11 protein-coding genes are annotated in these 21,240 nt (G+C 63.7%); 4 read left to right on the forward strand and 7 right to left on the reverse strand.

The window, feature by feature from the left end:
- Window positions 1-140 (reverse strand): hypothetical protein (locus E1218_RS37915; RefSeq protein ID WP_325052807.1); only part of this gene is annotated, 140 nt, incomplete at its 3' end.
- 248 nt (window positions 141-388) lie between these two features.
- Entirely contained in the window at window positions 389-7,411 is a 7,023-nt protein-coding gene (locus tag E1218_RS04810) for an RHS repeat-associated core domain-containing protein (protein WP_165949120.1), read from the reverse strand.
- Between the two features lie 295 nt (window positions 7,412-7,706).
- Between E1218_RS04810 and E1218_RS04815 the strand changes: the two genes are divergently transcribed.
- Window positions 7,707-8,807 (forward strand): amidohydrolase family protein, encoded by a 1,101-nt coding sequence (locus E1218_RS04815; RefSeq protein WP_132316641.1) that lies wholly within the window; start codon window positions 7,707-7,709, stop codon window positions 8,805-8,807.
- Here E1218_RS04815 and E1218_RS04820 read toward each other — a convergent pair.
- Both E1218_RS04820 and E1218_RS04825 read right to left on the reverse strand, forming a co-directional pair.
- Window positions 8,804-11,836, reverse strand: coding sequence for a BTAD domain-containing putative transcriptional regulator (locus E1218_RS04820; RefSeq protein ID WP_132316643.1), 3,033 nt, complete (start codon window positions 11,834-11,836; stop codon window positions 8,804-8,806). The two genes, E1218_RS04815 and E1218_RS04820, sit on opposite strands and share 4 nt — an antisense overlap.
- A 62-nt stretch (window positions 11,837-11,898) precedes the next feature.
- Window positions 11,899-12,690 carry a GNAT family N-acetyltransferase gene (locus tag E1218_RS04825; protein WP_132316645.1) on the reverse strand — a complete coding sequence of 264 codons (792 nt, stop codon included), beginning with the start codon at window positions 12,688-12,690 and terminating at the stop codon, window positions 11,899-11,901.
- Between the two features lie 230 nt (window positions 12,691-12,920).
- Here E1218_RS04825 and E1218_RS04830 point away from each other — a divergent pair, with 230 nt between their 5' ends.
- Together E1218_RS04830 and E1218_RS04835 are read left to right on the forward strand one after the other, a co-directional pair.
- On the forward strand, window positions 12,921-13,982 hold the full coding sequence (locus E1218_RS04830; RefSeq protein WP_165949121.1) for an ABC transporter substrate-binding protein: 1,062 nt from the start codon (window positions 12,921-12,923) through the stop codon (window positions 13,980-13,982).
- Between the two features lie 78 nt (window positions 13,983-14,060).
- The gene (locus tag E1218_RS04835; protein WP_132316647.1) at window positions 14,061-14,585 is read left to right on the forward strand and encodes a GNAT family N-acetyltransferase; all 525 of its coding nucleotides are present in this window, start codon (window positions 14,061-14,063) and stop codon (window positions 14,583-14,585) included.
- A gap of 2 nt (window positions 14,586-14,587) precedes the next feature.
- On the opposite strand, the gene E1218_RS04840 is transcribed toward E1218_RS04835, so the two are convergent.
- Together E1218_RS04840 and E1218_RS04845 are read right to left on the reverse strand one after the other, a co-directional pair.
- Complete coding sequence (locus tag E1218_RS04840; protein ID WP_132316649.1) at window positions 14,588-15,397, reverse strand: GNAT family N-acetyltransferase; 810 nt, start codon at window positions 15,395-15,397, stop codon at window positions 14,588-14,590.
- 24 nt (window positions 15,398-15,421) lie between these two features.
- Window positions 15,422-17,965 (reverse strand): ATP-binding protein, encoded by a 2,544-nt coding sequence (locus E1218_RS04845; RefSeq protein WP_132316651.1) that lies wholly within the window; start codon window positions 17,963-17,965, stop codon window positions 15,422-15,424.
- A 94-nt stretch (window positions 17,966-18,059) separates the two neighbouring features.
- Between E1218_RS04845 and E1218_RS04850 the strand changes: the two genes are divergently transcribed.
- Window positions 18,060-19,013, forward strand: coding sequence for a homocysteine S-methyltransferase family protein (locus E1218_RS04850; protein ID WP_132316653.1), 954 nt, complete (start codon window positions 18,060-18,062; stop codon window positions 19,011-19,013).
- An 80-nt stretch (window positions 19,014-19,093) separates the two neighbouring features.
- Here E1218_RS04850 and thrS read toward each other — a convergent pair whose 3' ends face one another.
- Complete coding sequence (gene thrS / locus E1218_RS04855; RefSeq protein WP_132316655.1) at window positions 19,094-21,100, reverse strand: threonine--tRNA ligase; 2,007 nt, start codon at window positions 21,098-21,100, stop codon at window positions 19,094-19,096.
- Between the last annotated feature and the right edge of the window lie 140 nt (window positions 21,101-21,240).

Raw genomic sequence — 21,240 nt, forward strand, 5'->3', positions numbered from 1 at the left:
CGCTCGCGCCGGCGCTCCAGCAGTTCCAGCCGGCGGGCGCCGTACTCCCGGTGCAACCGCTCGATCAGCCCGAGCGCCCGCTCGGTCAGGATCTCGTCGTACCGGTCCTGCCGTGCACCGATGACCTGTATCGCCACCACTCACTCCTTAGCACTCACGACCACGACCGCGACCTCGTGATCGGCATCCGGCCCCACCCGCACCATAGTGCAGCGGCCCGGAAGGGTTGCCCCGTCTCCCTACCCGAGACAGTCGCCCTGGCCTTCTTCACGAGTAAGTACTCCTTTACGACGATCACCGGCATCCAGCCGTGGCCTCCATCGAAGCTCCCTTCCGATGAATCCGCCGCCGAGTCTGTCGACTCGGCGGCGGATTCAGCTGTCAGCACTCAGTAAGGTCTCTCCTTCGAGTCCCAGTTCATATCCCATGTCAGAGTCAGACCTGATCTGAAGAAGGAGTGTGCTGCGGATGCCATCCATCCCGTCGTTGTCCAGTAATTGAACTTGATCACCCCGAAGATGTCGGTTGGCTTCTGACTGAGAGACGCGGTGTTGTAGTTCATATTGCTGGCCTGAATTCCTACGTACAACGGCGTTGTCCCGATCTGCGCCCCCACGTATCCGATGACTTCAGTATCGCCGACAGTCGCACCGAGTCCAGCCCTACCGTCTAGTTTGAAGGCACTCGGAGAGCCTTCCCCGTCGATTCCTGCGCCGAGCGCACGACCCCTGCCGTACACCAGAACGTTCAGATCTTGAGTCTCTAGGATTGGAACCTTGAGTTCGGCATCCAGAGCCTGTAGTTCTCCACCAAGGCCCTTGGCGCTGACGTTAACCCCACCTGAGATTACCTTCAGAGTGAAGATCCCATCGCCGATCCCGATGCCACCAAGTTGGCCGGACGCCAGATCAGCACTTGGCCCACCGCCACTCTCGCGAGACCCTCCGCCCCCATACGTGATCGACGGAGGATAGATCGTCAACCAAGCCGGTAGACCGAAAGCATCTCCGCGTATTCCGCCGTCAGGCGTGTGATAGTGGCCTCCGGCCGAATAGTACGGGTCACGGCCATCAGGATCGACGTAGCTGACCGGATTGTTGAGGCTGAATGTGTACAGGTTCGCCCGGCGCGGCGCCGACAAGTTCGCATCTGGGGCATGCCGGTACTTCGAGTCCGCGGACACCCACTGCAGGGCCAGCGGGTCGTAATAGCGAGATCCGTAGTAGTGCAGGCCGCCCGTCGGGTCGTAGTCCTTGCCGTTGAACTCCTTAGTGTACTTGTTCGCCGGCGTGCCCGAGGCGCGCGACTCTGTCAGCAATTCACCGAACGGCCCGTACGTCGCTCGTCGCTTGACCGAGCCATCTGTGGCGGAGGTCGACAGCACGTGGTTGCCGCGTGTGTCCGTCACGTAGTACTCGATTGCCGGCGCCGTCTTGGAACCGTCGACGCGTGCAACGACCTCCCCGTTCAGCGCGACGTACTGCCGGTACTTCGGCTGCGACTGGCCCGGGGTGTACAGGACCTCGGCATTGCCGAACCATCTCCGCATCTCCTGCACGGCGCCGCTCGCGTTGTAGCGCACCGCGGCCACTCGAGTGCCACCTTGGTAGAAGAACACCTCGCTGCCGTTCGAGGTGCTGACCCTTCTGAGATCGACACCATCCCATCGCTGATTCACGACCGTTCCATCCGGCAAGGTCCGGCTGGTCATGTTCCCAGCCTCGTCGTGCGCGTAGGTCGCAAGGTTGCTCTGGTCCGGCTTGCGCAGCGCCATCAGACGTTGCGGATCACCACCGTCCGCTGCGTTTTCGTATACGTGCGTGGCGTTGCGCGTGGGCACTCTCGCCGCCGCCGTCGCCATGACGTTGGCCGAAGCAAGACGCCCACCGGTCGTGTAGGTGAACGTTCCGCTGTAACCCACCCCGCCGGTTTCGCTTGCCTGGGTCAACTGCATCCTGTTGTCGTACTGGAAGCCCATGACGGCCGCCGGCGCGACACCATCCGCACCCTGCACGATGTGCGTCTGCTTGACGTGGTCGTTACTCCAGTAGGACTGGATCAGCTTGTAGCGTTGAGTCGCACCGAGCTTCTCCTGAACCTGGGTCACACGGCCGAACTTGTCGTATCCGTAGTGCACGACCGGCTTGGCGAATCCGGAGAGGTTGTTCGTGTTCGCTTCTCGCTTCGTCACCACGCCGGCAGCGTTGCGAGTGTTCTTGGCAAGCTCGAGGGAGCCGGACGTCAGGCCAGCGCTCACCCGCGACGGTGTTCCATCCGCATCGTAGCCGTACGCGATCAGGGCCCCATCGTGCGACGGGCTTGTTGCCCCGTCCGCAAACGCCTTGAGTCCAATGCTTCCGACTGTCGGCGCGCCGGCAGGCGTGTTGATCTTGAGCTCCAGGTCGTCAGCCGTCACCAGGCCATTCAGGGCGGTCAGGTTCTGTCTGGTTCGCTTCAGCGAGCCGTACTCGTCGTACTGATTGATCACAGTCGAGACTGGCGAACTCGTGTAAGAGAGCCGGCCTAGCTGGAACAGCCTGTCACCACCCTGCAGCGAGGGATGCGCGTTGTCGTAGGCGTAGGTCGTGACGCCGTGCTTGAGCTGCCCGCGCTCGGTTTCCGTGAGATCCCGGACCGCCGGGGTGTACGAGACGACTCTGTTGATGTCGTCGAATGTCCGAGAGTGCGTGTACGACGAAGCGCTCGCCCCGGCAGGCACCGGCTCGACTACCGTAGTCAGGTTGTTGTTGTGGTCGTAGCCATAGGCCCACGTCCGGCCGGCCGATGCGACACTGCGGCGGTTGCCGAGGTAGTCATGCGTAACGGTGGTGAGAGCACCGTCGGGATCGCTCAACTTGCTGACCCGTCCCATGCCGTCGTAACGGTAGTTCGTGTATGCGTAAATCGGCTCCACATCGTCGCCAACAGGTTTCGTGCCGGCCTTCTCGCGAATCTGAACAAGTTGACCCGCCGCGTCCATGGTGGACGTCTTCTCGAGCAGTTTTGCCCCGTCCCCATTGGGCCATTGCATCTCAGTCACGCTCAGCGAGCTGTAAACGTATTGGCGGAGGATGCGCGTACCGCTCTCGAACTCGGACAGGGTCGTGAGTCGGCCGAGCGGATCGTAGGTCTTCTTCACACCTGTGACCCCACTGGCGTCCGCCCGCGGACCCACCACGGTGCTCAGGAGTCCACGAGCGTTGTAGGAATACGAGACCGTCTTCGTCGGCTGCGGGCTCTGGCTTGCGCTGGTCTGCACCGTCCGGCCGAGTCCGTCCACGGAGGTCGTCATTGAGCCGAACAAGCCGTCGCCGTTCTTCCGCTGCACCTTTGTCCACACTGGCGCACCACTCTCGAAGTAGGTGCGATCACCGTAGGTGTAGCTCTCGAACACTACTGCTGTCGAGCCGACTTCGGTGCTGTAGACAGTCCGGGAGATCGGACGCCCGAGACCATCCAGGTTCGTAGTCGACCGTTCAGGGTTCAGTGCGTCGTCGAACGCGCATGCCGATCCAGGATCCGGTCGGGTGCCGGCATCCGGCCCGTCCGGGCATACATAGTCGGGACCCCGGACATCGGTGACCTGGCCAGTCCCCAGGTCCGTGGTGAAGAGCTGCGAGTGGCCGACCGGGTTGGTCGCCTTGGCAACATGGACACCGAAGCTGTCATAGGACAACTGCGTAGCCTTGCTCACTGGCGCATTGATGCCGTAGCGCCGGACCTGCTCAGGCTCCCAAATGTATCCAGGCTGGCCATTGTTCACGCCGGCCGCGTAGTAGGCATACCGGGTGATCTTGTCGTCGGACGACGGATCCGTGACCTTCGATGCATGCAGCCGGAAGTAGCTCTCGTCTTCATACTCGTAGTGCACGCCGCCGAGTTCGGTGGTCGTCCCGCCTACTGTTACCGAGTCCACTGTCGACTTGTGCGCGACGTTGTACTCCGTACCGCTCCACCTGAGGTTGTACGTCCGGTCCGTTCTCCGGATCTCAAGATCGCCGTCCGCGTTCACGAATGACATTTGTGTACGAGTAGGCAGCTTGGCCACCCGAGCGTCATCCGGGCCAGCTAGCTCTGACCAGATGGTCTCTTCACGCGTCGACAGGTTGGTTGCGAGGCAGTTGTCGACCGTCTGCCCACCCGACGTGGCACAGATGTAGCGGGTGGTGCTGGCCGGCAGTGCCGCCTTCGGCGCGAAAGTCGTCTCCATGCCGGGCATGAGGATGTTCCAGAAAACAAAGTCATACGTCTGGTCGACGACAGACATGACGCCGCTCTGTGCGGCTGGGCTGAACGCAGTTAAGCTGTTGAACGCGGAGTCACCCCGCACGGTGACAGACCTGGTCAGAACACCTCGGTAGTCTTCGTTGAACGAGTACAGCCGCACCGTGGTGACATCATCGTCGGTGTCTGCGCTGTCACCAACCTGCAGGCTGCGGACCTCACCGAACCCACGGAACAGCGAGTGGCCGTACGGACCGTCCGTGAAGTTCGCGAACTTGTAGACGTACTTCTCCGTCATGTCCGGCTGCGAGGCGCCCGGCGACGTCGTGACCTCCGTCGCCATCCAACGCTGAGCGGCGCTCTGCCGCGCGTAGCTCACGGTCGTCTTGGCACCAAACCCGTTCTTCACCGTCCGCAGCAAGCGCGCCGGCGCCTTGTGGTCAGCACTGTTGTCGAGGAACGGCTTGGCGTACCGCACCTCGAGGTTGACGCCAATGCCTCGCGACCGCGCCAAGTCGAGGAGACCATCACCGTTCAGGTCGACAGCTTGGTGGGTCTGCCTCATCTTGTAGTCGCCCAACCCGTTGAATTCCGTCAGGCTGGCGTACTCGAACCGCCCGCCGAGAGCACGGACAAAAGTGTCATCTGAACCGGCCGCGACGTCGACCACCTTCACCCACGCTGACCCGCCGTTCAGGTAGAGCTTGCCCGAATTCGCGGCGGGATCACGATAGAGGTTGTCGGCAAGGCCGTCGTAGTCCAGATCCACCATCTGGTTGCCGTACATGTAAGCGCCACTTATCGGCATCTGGCGCTCATCCAGCGAGACATCGACGGGCCGCATCTGAAGCAGATGGTTTGTATTCGGGGCGTTCTCACTGAAGAACTCCGGATTCCCGGCGCCGGACGCCCAGCCGTAACCCGAGTTGAAGTACACCTTGGTGCCCTTGGACTCGACGAAGTCGAGGACGTCGCTCAGACCGTCACCATTCACATCCGCGGCCATACCGTTGAAGTGATGCCCGACACCATCCTCAACATCGCAGGTCGGTTCATCGCAGACCGCATGAGCCCCACGGCGCAGGCTGGTCCGCGGCAGTTCGATGGCCTCCTCCGATCGCTCACCAGTACTCAGTCCCGGACGGACCGACGCGTCGAGGCGGCTACAGAACAGGTCCCCCAAGTCTGGGTATCCATCACCTGTCACGTCGGCGAAGGCCCTGCAACTCTCCGACACGTGACGAGTCCCGCTGACTGTCACAGCCGGGGGGCTGGCCTTCTCCGGCATGGTGTACGGCCATGTGCCGCGATCGATCCGATGGATCGAGGGAGTCGAGGCAAACCCGGAACCCGTGTTGCGATAGACGTACCAGTCCCGCGCGGTGATCGTCGCAGAGTCGTTGTGTCCGTTCCAGTCGTCGAAGTTGATGGAGCCGTTGTCCTTATAGATCGGTCGGCCGAATATGCTCTCATACGGGCACTCCAACGATGCTGTGGGGCGCGAGATCAACTCCGGGCGGCGGTCTCCATCGAGATCCGCGAAGCCGTGATCGACCTTCTGCATTGATCCCCAGCTGAGACCGAAGGAACAGGGCTTATTCGGATCCCCGCCCGCACCTACCGTGGACTTACTGTAGGACCGGCTCAGGGAGCACAGCAATTCCTCGTCGCCGTCCGAACCTGGCATGGACGCCACGGGGATATCAGCGAAGGCATCACGGAGGCTGAAGGAAAATCCATCGTCCTTGACGAAACCCAAACTCCCCTTGTTGACGTAGGTCTCGACCTTGCAGTTCCCGGTGGCAGGGGCAGCGAACGACAGATACGCCGGGCTCTTCGTGCGGAGCTGGTCGACACGACCATCGCCGTTGATATCGATCCAGGCAACCTGAACGCGCTCGCCGCGTCCCTGCCTTGCAGTGAGGAAGCCTTTCTCCCCGCTACCCATACAAAACGGCGCACCGCAGTCGGCACCCTCGCTGCCGAGATTGTTCGTTTCAAGCGAGGTCGGCACCCTGACGCCTGGCAGGTCCTGCCAGGCGGTGTAGTCGCTGTCATGGACATAGGCAGCGGCCTTTCCGTAGGTGAACTGCGTCGGGGGCAGGATCGTCAGAGCCCCAGTGTTCGGGGCGAGGGCTGTCTGCTGGATGCTGGCCAACTGACGGAACGGCGTTGTCGTGGCGGCTGCGCAGTTGTCGGTGTTGTCGTAGGCCAGGGTGTAGACGCGGTGGGTGGCCAGAGCGCCGGCCTGGTGCCGCCAAGTTTTGATTGCGGTCAGCTTCCGGGTGCCGGTCAGCAGGCCGAAGCCGTAGCGGTAGTCGAGCTTGCTGCCCACGGCCGGGAGCTTCTCCGGAGTTCCGCAGAACGTGGGCCCACTGTGTTCGAAGGTGATACGCGCGTAGGTCGCAGTGGGCTGCCCGTCTACGGGCGGCGACTCGTACGAGATGTCCTCGAGCAGGATCTCTCGGGGATGGCCCTCAGGCACGACGGGCGAGTCGTCCACCCGTCCCCTGACCGCGTAGTCGTACCACAACCTGTGACCGGTGTGGTCGACCTGGCTGGCGATCGGGGCGTAGGAGTAGGGCGTCTGGTTCTTCATTCCGAAGAACGTCTTCATCCCGTCTTTGCCATATGCGACCCACCAGTGAGGCGAGGCGACGACGTCGCCGAGGTACTCGAAACGCGTGAACGTCGGATCCGTCGGCGACCGGTACCCGACACCACCCGCACTGACCGGGATCTTCGGATCCTTGACCAACGGACTGCCATCCGGACCCAGGAAGTTTCGCGGCTGGGTAGCCCTGCCTCCCTTCGGCCATTCCGCTCGGAACGAGCCGGCCGCTGGGTCGACGGTGATGGTCGGAACAGGCAGCGTCCATCCTGCAGCGACGCCTCCGTGGACTGCCCCGGCGGACGAGTAGTTCAGTGCCAGCTGTGGCTGATGGCCTCGTCTTCCCGGCGGCACCTCGATCGGGTACGCATAGTTGTAGTCACCCTGCTCGCTCGTTTGACCCGATCCGGCCCCGGGCGAGGCGATCTCCGGGGCCTGCGCGGCGAGGTCGCCGATGCTCGGCTCTCCGGGCGGATCAACGGCATGCGCCAGCGGGGTCGTGAGCACACCCATGACCGAAGCCAATAGGGCAGCCAGGGCGATTCGAGCGGTACGCCGCATCGTGGGCTTTCTCACGAGAGCGGTCTCCTTCCGGGTTTGCCTCGAGAGGCAGACCACAGGGCGGTGAGCGGACTGAGACGACATGGGTTACCTGCGCCCAGTGCGTCGTTACGTAGACGTGTACGGCGGTCTCATGCCTTCCGGTTCCCGGTGTTCGTGAACTGCTCGTCGAACGAGGGAACTGATCAGGAGCCGTTGCCGTATCGATGGTGAGAGTAGGAGGGAGAGTTCGGTGCCGGGTGGTCGACGCAGTGTGTTGCGTGCAGGTCGGGTCTTCGACGGTGACGCTGTTCACGCGAAGGGTTGGGTCTTGATCCAGGACAGCGTTGTCGTCGCGGTCGAACAGGGCGGTGTGGAGCCACCGGCGGAGGTCTCGATCACCGACTTCGGTGCGGACTCGTTCCTGATGCCGGGAATGATCGACGCTCACTCCCACCTGTGCATCGTTCCAGGCGAGGACGCTGTGCAGGCAGTCGTCGAAGCAGACGACGGGACTCTCTTGGAACGGGCCCGGACAGCGGCTGCGCAAGCCCTGGCGGCGGGAATCACAACAATCCGCGACCTCGGCGATCGTTCGTACACCACCGTGCAGCTCCGAGACGAGCTGGCCGGCAATCCGCTGCCGGGACCACATCTCGTCGTGTCAGGCCCTCCGATCACCACGGCGGGCGGTCATTGCCACTTTCTGGGCGGCGAAGCACAAGGCAGGCAGGCGCTGCGCGCGGCCGTCCGCGAACGAGCCGATCATGGCTGCGACGTCCTCAAGGTGATGGCGAGCGGCGGCGGTATCACGAAAGGTAGTTCGCCCTACCTGTCGCAGTACACGCGGGACGAGCTCACGATGCTGGTCGACTACGCACGCAGCTTCGGCATGTCCACGGCGGCGCATGCGCATGGCACAGCCGCCATCATCGATGCGACCGCGGCCGGGTTCGACACGCTCGAGCACGCCAGCTTCGCGACACCAGACGGGATCGTGCGAGACGACCACTTGATCGACGACCTCGCGCGATCGCAAATTGTCATCAGCGCAACCATGGGCTTCGATCCGGCTTCTCACCTCGCACTGGCCAGGAACTCCTGCCGGACGACGCTCGAGATCCGGCAACGGCTGCACGAGCTAGGAGCGCCCATCGTCGTCGGCACGGATGCCGGCATCCATCCGTCGAAGCCACACGACGTGCTCCCGCACGGCGTCGCCGATCTTCCCTCGATTGGATTCACGCCGATCGAGGCGCTCCGGTCCGCGACCGGTCTCGCGGCGCATGCCTGCGGCGTCGGGCAACGCAAAGGCCGACTGATCGCCGGGTACGACGCCGACATCCTGGTGCTGGCGGATGACCCTACGGTGGACCTCTCCGCGCTCCACACCGTCCGAGCGGTATATCGGCTCGGAACGCGGGTCCGTTAGTCCCCCGTCACCGCCAAGCTCCGCAGCAACTCGCGGGCCATCGCGAGAAGCTCGTCCTGGCTCAGGAGGGCACCACGGGCTTGATGGGCCTCCAGGAGGTCGCGGTCCATTCTCGCCTCCAGTTCCTGCTCGGCCTGCCGATACAGCGGAGTGAATGCGGGGTTCGGCTTCCAACGAGGGCTTCCGCCGGCCACCGCCCCGGCGAGTGTCGCCGCCGTGGTGTCATCGCCGACGGCAGTCAGAAGCGGGAGCACGGCTGCGATCGTGTACCACTCCTGCATCGGGTTCCCGGTGGCAACGAAAAGGTCCAATGCGCGCTCGAGGCTGCCAGCCGCCTCAGCCGGTCTCCCCTCCTGACTGTCGAGGACGGCCAGCGCGCGGGCTGAGACGGCAACAACGTGAGACTGATGAAGCCGAAGCGCGTCGTCGAGGGTGGCCTCGAGAAAGAGCTTGGCCCGATTGGCCGACAGGGGGATGTTGAACGCACCGAGCAGGAAACGGCTCCAGAGAGTCTCCATCCTGCTGCCCCGTGCCATCGCCCTTCGGCTACCGAGCTCTGCCAACTGGATGGCCTGGAGCAGGTCGCCCTGAGCGGCAACCACCATCGCTCGAAGGTTGCTGAGGTCGCACAGCAGTCCATGAGCGCTGGCAATCTCGACCACGTCGTCGATCCACCGCATCGCCGCGACGTGGTCGCCTTCGACCGTGTGCGCGATATGAGCCATGACTCGGCGGGCATGCAAGCTCCGCACCGACCGCCGCCCCCCGTCGGCCGCGATCGCGTGATCGGCGTAGTCCACGGCGGCGTCCAGGTCCCCGATGACCAATCGGCCATTCGCCACCGTTCCGCACACCATCGGGTAGAGCGGATGTATCTTCGCCGGCCACCGGGTGAGCGCCTGCTGCCCGAGGTCCACCACATCACGCGCATGATCGATGTGTACGGCGTACCACATCGCCGCAAGCATGGTGAACGCACGGTCCGGCTCTCGATCCGTCTCGATACACCAGCGAACCGCTGCCAGGACGTCTGCACGGTGCATCCGGAACAACCGCCACAGGCGCTCGAACGCTGCCCGCTCCTCCTCGACCGCCTCGATCTCTCGCGCCAGCCTGGTGAGATACCCGGCATGCTGATCACGACAGGCTTCCATATCACTTCGGTCGGCAAGGCGCTCGGCAGCATAGGCCTTAAGCGTCTCGAACATGCCGAAGCTCGTGATGTCTGAGTCCTGCTCTCTGATGTAGATCAGGGAGTGATCGACGAGTTCCTGCACGACGTCCGATGTCAGTCCTTTTTCCGCGATGCCCTCGCAGACCGCCTCGGCTGCGGCGATGCTGAAACCACCAGCGAAGATCGAGAGGCGTTCGAATGCCTGCCGCTGAACGTCATCGAGAAGCTGGTACGACCACTCGACGATCTCCCGGAGATGGTGGCGCCCGCCGGACTTCCGGTCGCCGCCGCCATCAAGCGTCGTCACCGTCCTGCTCAGCTGCTGCGACAGTTCCGCCGCCGACATCATCCGCATGCGGGAAGCGGCCAACTCGAGCCCGAGCGGCATGCCGTCGATGCGAGAGCAGATATCGACGACATCCGCGACGTTCTCCAAGCTGAGATCGAACTCGCGAAAGGCGGAGACACGATCGAGAAACAGCCGCACAGCCGGCGACGATCTGGCCGATCGCAGACTGTCGCCGTCGGGCAAGGCGAGCGGACCAAGGGTGAGGACACGTTCCCCATCCGCGCCGAGCCTCAACCTCGACGTGGCCACCAGCCGGACATTCGGGCAGTTCTCCAGAACAGCCCCGACGAACAACTCGACGCTGGAACGAACGTGCTCGCAGTTGTCCAGAACCAGAATCGCCGAGGTCGTCGACAGCTGCTTGGCGATCGCCCGGTGGGAGTCCCCGGACTCCCGGATGTTGGCGCCCATCGCCGACGCGACGGCCGCTGGTACGTCAGCGGACTCGCGCACGCCGGCGAGTTCACACAGGTGGACGTCGACCTGCAGCTCCGAACGCATCCGGTTGGCAGTCTCGAGCGCCAGCCGCGTCTTGCCGACCCCGCCCGGCCCGGCAACGGTGACGAGGCGATTGCCGTGGATCAGCTTGCGCAAGCTCTCGATCTCCGCCGAGCGCCCGATGAGCTCGGTGTTCCATGGCATCTTCGGACCGACCGGGGCTGTGCTGATGTCGGGAGGTGTCGGGAGGGGCTCGGCCTGGGCATCTGCCTCCGGTGAGAGAAGCGATAGGTGCAGGGACTGCAAGCCGGCCGAGGGCTCGATCCCCAACTCGGTAGACAGCGTCAGGCGGTGGTTCGCATAGACCTGCAGCGCCTCGGCTTGGTTGCCCTGAGCAGCCAGGGCGCGCATGAGTTGCTCAACGCCGCGCTCCCGGAACGGATGCTCACTGACATACGAAGTCAAAGCAACGACCACGTCGTCGTGTCGCTTGAGCTCCAGTTGCAGATCGAACCACTCCTCGCGAGCAGTCATCTCCATCTCCTGGAGCTGCCGGGCGGCCGAGGCGATGTACTCGTCGTGCAGGAACTCCTCGTAGGCCCTGCCCCGCCACAGGCTGAGCCCTTCCTCCAACAGCGCGACGGCACGCTCTGGCTCGGCCGCACGAAATCTGCGCGCTTCGGTCAGCAGCGTCAGAAAGCACTGTGAGTCGACCTGCTCGGGGGGCACCGTCAGCGAGTACCCGGACCACTTCGTCTCCAGAACGCCCTCCGGCAGGAGCATCCTGAGACGGGACATCTGGGTGTAGAGGGAGGCGTAGGGATCCTCCAGACGCCGGCCTCCCCAGACGATCTCTACCAACGTGTCCTTGGACACGACCTGACCGTTCGCGGCCAGCAACGCGGCGAGAAGTGACCGCTGGCGGCCACCCGTGAGACCGGCACCCGGTCGGCCGTGGGCGAGCTCGAGTTGTCCGAGCACCCGATACCGGATCGGCGGTATCCGGGCCTCAGAGGCGGTCGGCGCCGGTTGGCGCGTAGAACCCCCCTCGGCGCTTTTGTGCTTCATCTGAGGGAGTCCCCGATCAAAGTGTGTGGATTACCTGCGCGTTTCGTCAGGAAGTGCGGCGATCACTGCGGCCGCTTGGTGAGATGGATCTGCGTCTCCCGGTCGGCAAAACCAAGAGCACGGTAGAGGCCGATGGCGAGGTAGCCGGGATCGGCAACCATGACGAGCGTTCGCGCCCGCAGTTCGCTGAGACCGTACGTCGACGCACGGTGCACGAGCGTGCTGGCAAGACCCCGGCCGCGGTCGCCAGGGTGCGTCTGAACGCTCTGGAATCGAGCAACGCCGGCACCGTCCGTGACCAGGCCAAGGGAGGACTGCAGCTTGCCAGCCTCGAACGCGCCGAACCACTGCGCCTGTCCAGCCTCTGTGAGTCGCCGCTCACCCTCGATTTTCGCTCGAACGTAGCCCTCATACCCCTCCTCCGTGGTCGGGGGCGCGGTCGCGAGAGTGAGGTTCACTTGCTGCTCCCAGTCATTGGGACTGGTCAGGCATCGAAACTCCGAACTCGTGTTCGGCCGGGAGGGCTCGCGAACTTCGGACGCCGTCATCACCGTGTCGCGCCCCACCTCGAAACCGGCCTCGGAGAGCTCCTCCTCGGCGCCGACCACGCCGTCGACCGAGTCGATGCCAAAGGCAACGTGCTTGGCGTCGGGGAACTCGCTCGCGAACTGCTTCAGCCGTACGGGAAGCTCGCCGGGCGCGAACGCGGTCCTGAAGAGCAGGAAGTGCCCCCACCAGAACGTCGGGTTGGACGGCGTCCTGACAACGATGTAGTCATCCATCTCCGTCAACGAGCTGCCCCTCAGCCGGAGCAGCATGAGATCCGTCTGATAGCCGAGACTGGTGATATTCACCCCTCCATGATGAGCGCACTGTCAAGTTGAAACAGTGCACTGGGGCAGTATTCGATGCGTGTCGAGATGAGCACGCGGCGTCAGCGATCTAGCCATAACTTGGGAAAATGTCTTGATTGAGACTTCGTATTGGACGACCGGCGCGGCGAGGCAAAGAATGAGGCTGTGTTCCTGTAGCAAGTAGGCCATGCAGTTGCCGGGGCACTGCATCCTCGTCCCGGAGGTGAATGATGGACTCCCTCAACCGCAGGAGTTTTCTCAAAGGCGCTGCGATGGGCTTGGCTCTCGCCGGCGGCGGTTCAACCGTGTTCACGGCCTGCGGGTCGGACTCGAAGGGCTCGAATCCCGCCGACAAGGAAGCCTTTGGCGCCTTGAACTGGCAATTGGCGTGGATCAAGGACGCGCAATTCGGTGGATCCTACATCGCCGACAACAAAGGCTACTACCGCAGCAACGGATTCGAGTCGGTGAATTTCATCGCCGGCGGACCGACGGTCGTTCCGGTCCCCGTCGTCGTGTCCGGCAAGGCCTTCGTCACCCTCGCCGCTGCCGAACAGGTCGCCTCGGCGATCCTTCAGGGCGCGGACGTCGTCACGATCGCGACGCTGTACCAGAAGAACGCCATGGGGCTGATGTCGCTGGCCAAGTCGCCGATCACGAAGCCCGAGGACATGGCGGGCAAGCGCATCGGTGTTCAAACCACGAACACCGGCATCTTCGCGGCGTTCCTCGCTTCGAACGACATGAAGCCCGAAGACGTGAAGTCCGTGCCCGTCCAGTTCGACCCTGCACCACTGACCAACGGCGATGTGGATGGGTTGCTCTGCCTTGTCACCCGTCAGCCCGTCGCTCTCGAGTTGCAGGGATACAAGACCAACTCGTGGCTGTTCAGCGACTTCAACTACCCGAAGATGGACGGACTCTACGTCGTCACAAAGGACACGCTGGCGAAGCACCGTGACAAGGTGAAGGCGGTGCTCAAGTCCGAGATTCAGGGCTGGCGAGACCAAGTGCGTGACCCCTCGATCGGCGCGCAGTTGGCAGTCGAGAAGTACGGCAGCGACCTGGGTCTCAACATCAAGTCAGAACTCGCGACCGCGACCGCGCAGAAGCCGCTGATGCTCACCGACCGGACGAAGACCGAGGGACTGCTCAGCAACACCGCGGAACTGCGCGAACAGACCGTGGCCAGCCTGGCCCTCGGCGGACTCGACCTTCCGGCGGATCGTATGTTCGACCCGTCCGTGCTGGACGAGGTCTACGCCGAAAATCCGGAACTGCGCCAGGTCTGAACCACCACAAGCAACGGCGCAGCCGTGCGCTCGGGCCGTCGGCCGCGGCCGCGCCGTTTTCCAACGGGGGAAAGCATGATGAGAAGGCCTGAACGATTGCGTCTGCGACCGTTGACGAATGCCGACGAGTACCAGGCCCTGTCGGCACATGAGGAGCTCGCCCAAGAAGTATTCGAGTTTCTCATCGGCTGGGACGGCCAACCGTGGGCGCTATTTCTCACTCAGGTGGATGGATGGCGGACCGGCACGGATCTGCCGGACGGATGGGTTCCGGCGACGTTTCTCGTCGCCGAGGCGGCCGGCGAGCTCGTCGGGCGGATCTCGATTCGGCATCAACTCAACGAGCTTCTCCTCCGCGAGGGCGGGCATATCGGTTACGGCGTGATCTCGAAATTCCGAGGTCGCGGTTTCGCCACCGAGATGCTTCGTCAATCTCTCGACATTACGAGGTCGCTGGGAATTGATCGCCTTCTCCTTGTCTGCGATGAAGCCAACACAGCGTCGGCCACGGTGATCGAGAACTGCGGCGGCAAACTGGAGTCCGTCGCGACAGGCGGCCCGCACGCCGGGTCGAAACGCCGTTACTGGATCGAACTCCCCTGACGTCACAACCCGGAAACGGTGGCGTGTTCGACGGTCCCCGGACCAAGCCATGGCGCGCCGCCCGGCGGTGCCCACACCTCGAAGCCGGCGACGAATCGGAAGCCGATCCCCTCGTACAGTGGTCGCGCCATCGGAGTCGCGTGCAGTACCGCGACCTGCTCCCCTTCGTCCTTCGCCGCCTGGAGGGCCGTCGAAGTCAGGCACCCCGCAATGCCCAGCTTTCGAGCCTCGGGGCGAGTGGCAATGCCGTAGAGGCCCGCCACTCCACCCGCACGGTGAAGCCAAGCCTTGGCTACTGGCCGGCCGTTCAGTCGTGCCACCCACGCTCGGTTGACTGATCCGAGGCTCGCAGCGCGTACGACGCTCTCGAGGATCTCGGTGTCCCGCTCCGGCACGCTGAAGCGCCAGGAAACCAAGCCGAGGTAGTCGGTCAGCGAAGTGTCGTCTACCTCGACGATCTCGGCAGGAGATGCTCCGGGCGGCGCCACGACAGCCAGATCGGCCACCATTCCGGCAACGTGCTCCGCGCAAACGAGTGCATCCGAACGCAGGTGGCCGGGCAGGCCGGCGGTTGCGGAGGGATGAACCCACCACAGGGGCGCGACGCCCCGGTTCGCGTACGACGCGTTGATGAGAGTGACCTGCTCCAGTGGACCCGTGAATCTCAGCACGGAGTTGTACGGGGTGATCGGAATCGGCGTCTCGAACCGGAGTGTGTCATCCGAGGTCAGCAGCCTGCAGCCGCTGCCACCGCCGAACTGGCCCCACATGCTCCACAGGTTCTGTTCCAGAGCGTCAATCTCAGTGTTCATACCCCAGAGGCGTGAGATGCGGCCTCACGACGTGATCCACTGCTGATCGCGCTCCGGAGCATACTTGCAGTAGGTACCCGTGGTGACCGACACCTCCAGGTGGCGGCCCAGTTCCGGATGCACCGCCGCGATCCGGCGCATCGAACTCCTGATCCGCTGAGTGACCGTCGACCGAGCACGTTCCGTGTTGCTGACGCCTGCTTGCCGGCTCCTACCGCCGAGACCCGTTGCTGCGGCGAGGTGTTCGACGATCGCGTCGTACTCCGCGCGGAGGAACTCCACGCGCCCGATGTCGTTGTCGGCCTCGGCTTCGTCCAGCTCGGAACGCAACTCCCGGATGCGCGACTCGTAAGCGCGCCGAGCTTCAGGGTCGATGAGCGGGCCGGCAGATGATTGATCCACTCCGACATCTGCAAGCTCAGTGCAGTGCAGCTCGACGCCAGGCTGAGCCAGAAGCCTGGAAAGGTCGGTCAGCCCTTTGGAGGGCTTCAGCTGCGCGGGGCGACCCATATAGCCGATCTCAAAGGTCTCACCTATCAAACGGAAGACACCGGGCGCAGCTGTCTTCGAAAGTGAGGAGCCTTCGCGATGAGGCGTCTGCTGAACGGCCTCCAGCTCTGCACGCGCCAGGAGGAGAGCCTCTCGCACCGCTAGCGGCTCAGGCTGCACCCGGTCGGCTGGCCCGTCGCGACGTACGTCCAGGAGATCGACCCGAGGAAGGGCGGCGACGGCTGCCGCCAGACGACGCCAGGCGACGCGGCCTGCAGCACGGAGCACTGCAGCACAGATATCGAAGATCGCCCGCGTCTCGAAGTGAGCGCCGCGCCGGGCGACATGAGCGAGTAGATCGACAGCATGAACCGACGCCTCGTGTGTTCTGCCCTCGGCAAGCTCCGCGGCCGCAAGCGTGTGCAGATTGACGGCTGCGCACGCCGCGTAGCCCAACTCATTGGCTCGCCGCAGCGCGACATCGGCATACATCCGCGCATCGGCTGGCGAGTCAGGAAGCAGAAGGTGCGCACGCACTGATGACTTCCACAGCTCGGCGATCTCGGATGCCGTCTCGGTGGTCACGACCACATCCAGTGCTTCCGACCGGCGCCCCATCGCGGCGATCACCACAGCCTCGTACAGCCGCATCTCCACCTCGAACCTCGGCGCGTGGCGGGCTTCGCGGAAGTGCCCACGAGCCCGCTCGAATTCGCCTTGCGCAGCCGTCACCTGACCAAGGACGCGGGCGGCGATGTGCGCGGCACGTGGACTCGGCTCCACTGAACTCCGCACCGACGTGCACAGCGAGGCCGCGCCGGCGAGATCGCCACGCAACAGCCTGCAGCTCGCGACAGTGGCCGCTGCATCGGCCCAGCTGGCTGAGGTTTGGCCCTCCCAGCGTTCCAGGGCCGCCTCGCAGACCTGACTGACCTCTTCCACGTCGGACGCGTGAAGCGAGTCCCACAGCGCTCCGACTACGACGAAGGCTCGTTCCGGGCTCGAGTCGTGTGAGATGCACCAGCGGAGCGCGTCCAGCAGTTGATCGCGCGACGCCACGGATTCCTCGAGCGCGCTCGCCGTCCAGCTGCCGTTGTCAACCGTTGTCAGTTCGGAGACGACGAACTCCACGTTGCGCTCAGCCGTTTCCTCCAGCAGTCCGCGGTCGACGAGCCGGCTGTGGGCAAAGCTTCGAATCATCTCGAGCTGGCGGTACGCCGTAGTCACACCGTGCCGATCGGCTCTGACCAGCGACGCATCGACCAACGCATCGAGCTCGTCCAGAACATCTCGCCCAGTCACGGCAGCGGCCGCGCCGGCAGTGAAGTCACCACTCAGGACGCCCAGCCTGTCGAAAACATCACGCTCCGGGGCGTCCAGCAGGTCGTACGACCACTCGATGGTCGCGCGCAGACTTCGATGCCGCGATGGTCCGCGGAACCGAGGGCGCCGCAGCGGCTCGACCTCCAGGCGGCCAAGGATCTCCGCCGGACTGAGCGAGCGCATCCGTGCGGCCGCCAACTCGACCGCTAGCGGAAGTCCGTCGAGCGCACGGCACAACGCGTCCACCGCTTGCGATTCCGCCGACCGAATCGCGTCGGCACCAGCCTCCGCAGCGCGTTGTTCGAACAGGAGCACAGCGTCGTCCTGGCCAAGCGGGCCGATCAGGACTACCTGCTCGCCGGGAAGGTTCAGGGGCGATCGGCTGGTCGCAAGCACTGTCGGAGAGGCGCAAGCCTCCAGTAACTGAACGACGGTCTCGGCCGCCGCGTCGATGACGTGCTCGCAGTTGTCCAGGACGACGAGACAGGGAACGTCGCTCGGAGACCCGAGGAGAGCCTCGAACGACGAATAGCCGAGCCGGGCAGCCATGAACGCCGCAACGGATGCCGGCTCATTCACCAGCGTGAGATCGATGAACCGGACACCCTGGGGAAACTGGTCCGCCGCGGAAGCGGCGACTGCCGTCGCAAGGGCGGTCTTACCGACACCGCCCGGTCCGACCAGGGTGACGAGGCGGTAGTCGCGCAACAGGCGCGCAACTTCTACCTGTTCGAGATCTCTGCCGACGAGCCGCATGTGGTGAGACTCCCATAGTCAGATCACATCGTGAAAACACTTCTCACGCAGAAAGGACGTACAACTCGTCACATGACCCAAGGAGTCATGAAATATGTCCAAGTACCGTACCCGGCTGCCGCAACTCACCAGCCGGGTGTTCCTCACCGACGGCGGCATCGAGACGACGATCATCTTCGATGAAGGTATCGACTTGATTGACTTCGCAGCGTTCCCACTCGTTTCGGAGGAGGTCGGCCAGGAGATCCTTCAGCGCTACTTCGACAGGTACGCCGAGATCGCCGTACGGGACGGTCTCGGCATCGTCCTGGAGACACCCACTTGGCGGGCAAATCCGGATTGGGCGGCCCGTCAAAGGTACGGGAGCACCGAGCTGGTCACGATCAACCGCAAGTCCGTCGAGCTGCTGCTCGACGTTCGCCGTCGCTTCGAGACGCCGGAGGTTCCGGTCGTGATCAGCGGCTGCATCGGCCCGCGCGGTGACGGCTACAAGCCGGACACCCTGATGAGCACGTCGGAAGCGAAGGCCTATCACGCGGCACAGATCAGGACCTTTGCCGAGAGCGAGGCCGATCTCGTCACCGCGATCACCATGACCTACGTCGAGGAGGCCATTGGCATCGCGGAGGCGGCGAAGAGCTCCGGCATCCCGGTCGTCATCTCCTTCACCGTGGAGACCGATGGCCGGCTGCCTACGGCACAGGAGCTCGGGGCCGCGATCATTGCCGTAGACGAGGCAACCGACGGCTACCCTGCCTACTACATGGTCAACTGCGCACACCCGAGCCATCTGCTGCTGGCGCTGGACTCCAACGAGCCCTGGCACGATCGGCTGCGCGGGCTACGGGCGAACGCGTCGAAGCTGAGCCACGACGAACTGGACGAGGCCGAGGAGCTGGACCGCGGGAACCCGAAGGAGCTGGCCGCGGACTACGCCTACATGTATGGAAAGCTGCCCGCCCTCACGGTGCTCGGAGGCTGTTGCGGCACTACTCACGAACACGTGAGGGCCATCAGCGAGATGCTGCACAAGCTGGCCGGGTCGTAACAAGCGTTTCGGGCATCACCTCCGTCCCACCGTAACGGAGGTGATGCCCGGCCGAGCCGGTTTCGCGACGCAGTGCAGCGCTACTCGCCTCTGGCGTCCCTGGCCGGTCTGGACGCACCAGCCAGGCGTGTGACGGCGACACTGAGCGGAATGTCGTAATCCTGACGACCGTCGCGGTAGCGAAGCGACACTGTGCCGTTGGCCAGGTCGGCGTCACCTGCGATGAGCATGCAGGGCATCTTCTGTAGCTGAGCCTTGCGGATCTTCTTGTGCATACGCTCGTCGGAGTAGTCGACCTCGACCCGGATGCCGTTGGCACGCAACATCCTCGCCGCCTCCGAGAGGTACGCGTTCTGCCTCTCGGTGATCGGGATGCCGTAGACCTGAACTGGCGCGAGCCACATCGGGAAGGCGCCCGCATAGTGCTCAGTGAGTACACCGAGGAATCGTTCGATCGACCCGAACTTCGCCGAATGGATCATGACCGGACGCTGACGGCTACCATCGGCAGCGGTGTACTCGAGGTCGAAGCCCTTCGGCTGATTGAAGTCGTACTGAACGGTCGACATCTGCCACGTGCGGCCAATGGCGTCTCTGGCTTGGACGGAAATCTTGGGCCCGTAGAACGCCGCGCCGCCCGGGTCCGGCACCAACTGCAGGCCGGTCGTACGCGCGACATCGACCATAACCTGCGTTGCCACCTCCCACTCCGCGTCGGTGCCCACGAACTTGTCCGGCTTCGAGTCGTCGCGAGTGGACAACTCGAGGTAGAAATCGTCGAGGCCGAAGTCCTTCAGGATGCGAAGGACGAAGTCGAGCAGGTGTTTCACCTCTCCAGGCGCCTGCTCAGGGGTGACGTAGGAGTGCGCGTCGTCCTGGGTCAGACCGCGGACTCGAGTGAGACCGTGAACGACACCCGACTTCTCCATGCGATAGACGGTGCCGAACTCGAACAACCTCAATGGCAGTTCACGGTACGAGCGCCCCCGTGACTTGTAGATCAGGTTGTGCATCGGGCAGTTCATCGACTTGAGGTAGTAGCTGGCCCCTTCCATCTCCATCGGAGGGAACATCATGTCGGCGTAGTACGGCAGATGGCCGGAGGTGTGGAACAGGCCCGCCTTGCTGATATGAGGGCTGGTCACGTACTGGAACCCGGCTTCGATGTGACGCCGATACACATAGTCCTCCATCTCCTTGCGGACGACTCCGCCTTTGGGATGGAAGATCACAAGGCCAGACCCGAGCTCGTCGGGGAAGCTGAACAGGTCGAGCTCGCGGCCAAGCTTGCGATGGTCACGGCGCTCAGCCTCTTCGATGCGCTTGAGGTGAGCCCCGAGCTCATCCTTGCTCGGCCATGCAATACCGTAGATGCGCTGGAGCTGCCTGTTCTTCTCATCGCCGCGCCAGTACGCCGCAGCAGTGCGCATCAGCTTGAACGCCGGAATCCGGTTGGTGGTCGGCAGGTGAGGCCCGCGACAGAGATCCTTCCAGACGATCTCTCCGTCACGATTCAGGTTGTCGTAGATGGTCAGGTCACCCTGGCCGTCCTCCGCACTCGCGCCCTCGGCCGCGTCGACGATCGCTCCCTTCAGCTCGATCAGCTCAAGTTTGTACGGCTCGGCGGCCAACTCTGCGTGTGCCTCGTCGTCTGTGACGATCCGACGCCTGAACCGCTGGTTCTGCTTGATAATCCTCCGCATCGCGGTCTCGAGCTTCACGAGATCGTCCCGCACGAACGGGGTCGCCACATCGAAGTCGTAATAGAAGCCGTTCTCCACCGGCGGGCCAATGCCCAGCTTTGCCTCGGGCCACAAATGTTGAACGGCCTGTGCCAGCACGTGAGCTGTCGAGTGCCTCAAGATGTCGAGACCATCCTTGCTGGAGACCTCAACCCCTTCGACCTCATCCCCGTCGACGAGCTCGTAGGCAAGGTCCTTCAGGTGCCCTTCGCCGTCAGGGGTTGCGACTCGAGCGGCGATCACGGCCGGCTGGTCGGCGAACAAATCCTCGGCCGTGGTGCCCGTTGTCACCGCACGATCGATACGTGTAGCGCCATCGATGTGGGTGATCTTGATCTCGGGCACAGCAGCACCTTTCTCACACCATGTCACGGGCAGATTCCACCGGTTAGGACCCATACCATTGACATCTCGACGAGTCCGCACCCGATGCTATGGATGCGACGAAAGACCCGTCCAATACCTTTCCTTGATGTAGATATAAG

This window comes from Kribbella turkmenica (assembly GCF_004348725.1).
Classification (GTDB): domain Bacteria; phylum Actinomycetota; class Actinomycetes; order Propionibacteriales; family Kribbellaceae; genus Kribbella; species Kribbella turkmenica.

Bases quoted from the DNA above. Each gene is read 5' to 3' on its own strand.
- E1218_RS04820 (WP_132316643.1), bottom strand. From the start codon at position 11,836: ATGAAGCACAAAAGCGCCGAGGGGGGTTCTACGCGCCAACCGGCGCCG.
- E1218_RS04830 (WP_165949121.1), top strand. From the start codon at position 12,921: ATGGACTCCCTCAACCGCAGGAGTTTTCTCAAAGGCGCTGCGATGGGC.
- E1218_RS04840 (WP_132316649.1), bottom strand. From the start codon at position 15,397: ATGAACACTGAGATTGACGCTCTGGAACAGAACCTGTGGAGCATGTGG.
- E1218_RS04835 (WP_132316647.1), top strand. From the start codon at position 14,061: ATGAGAAGGCCTGAACGATTGCGTCTGCGACCGTTGACGAATGCCGAC.
- E1218_RS04845 (WP_132316651.1), bottom strand. From the start codon at position 17,965: ATGCGGCTCGTCGGCAGAGATCTCGAACAGGTAGAAGTTGCGCGCCTG.
- E1218_RS04850 (WP_132316653.1), top strand. From the start codon at position 18,060: ATGTCCAAGTACCGTACCCGGCTGCCGCAACTCACCAGCCGGGTGTTC.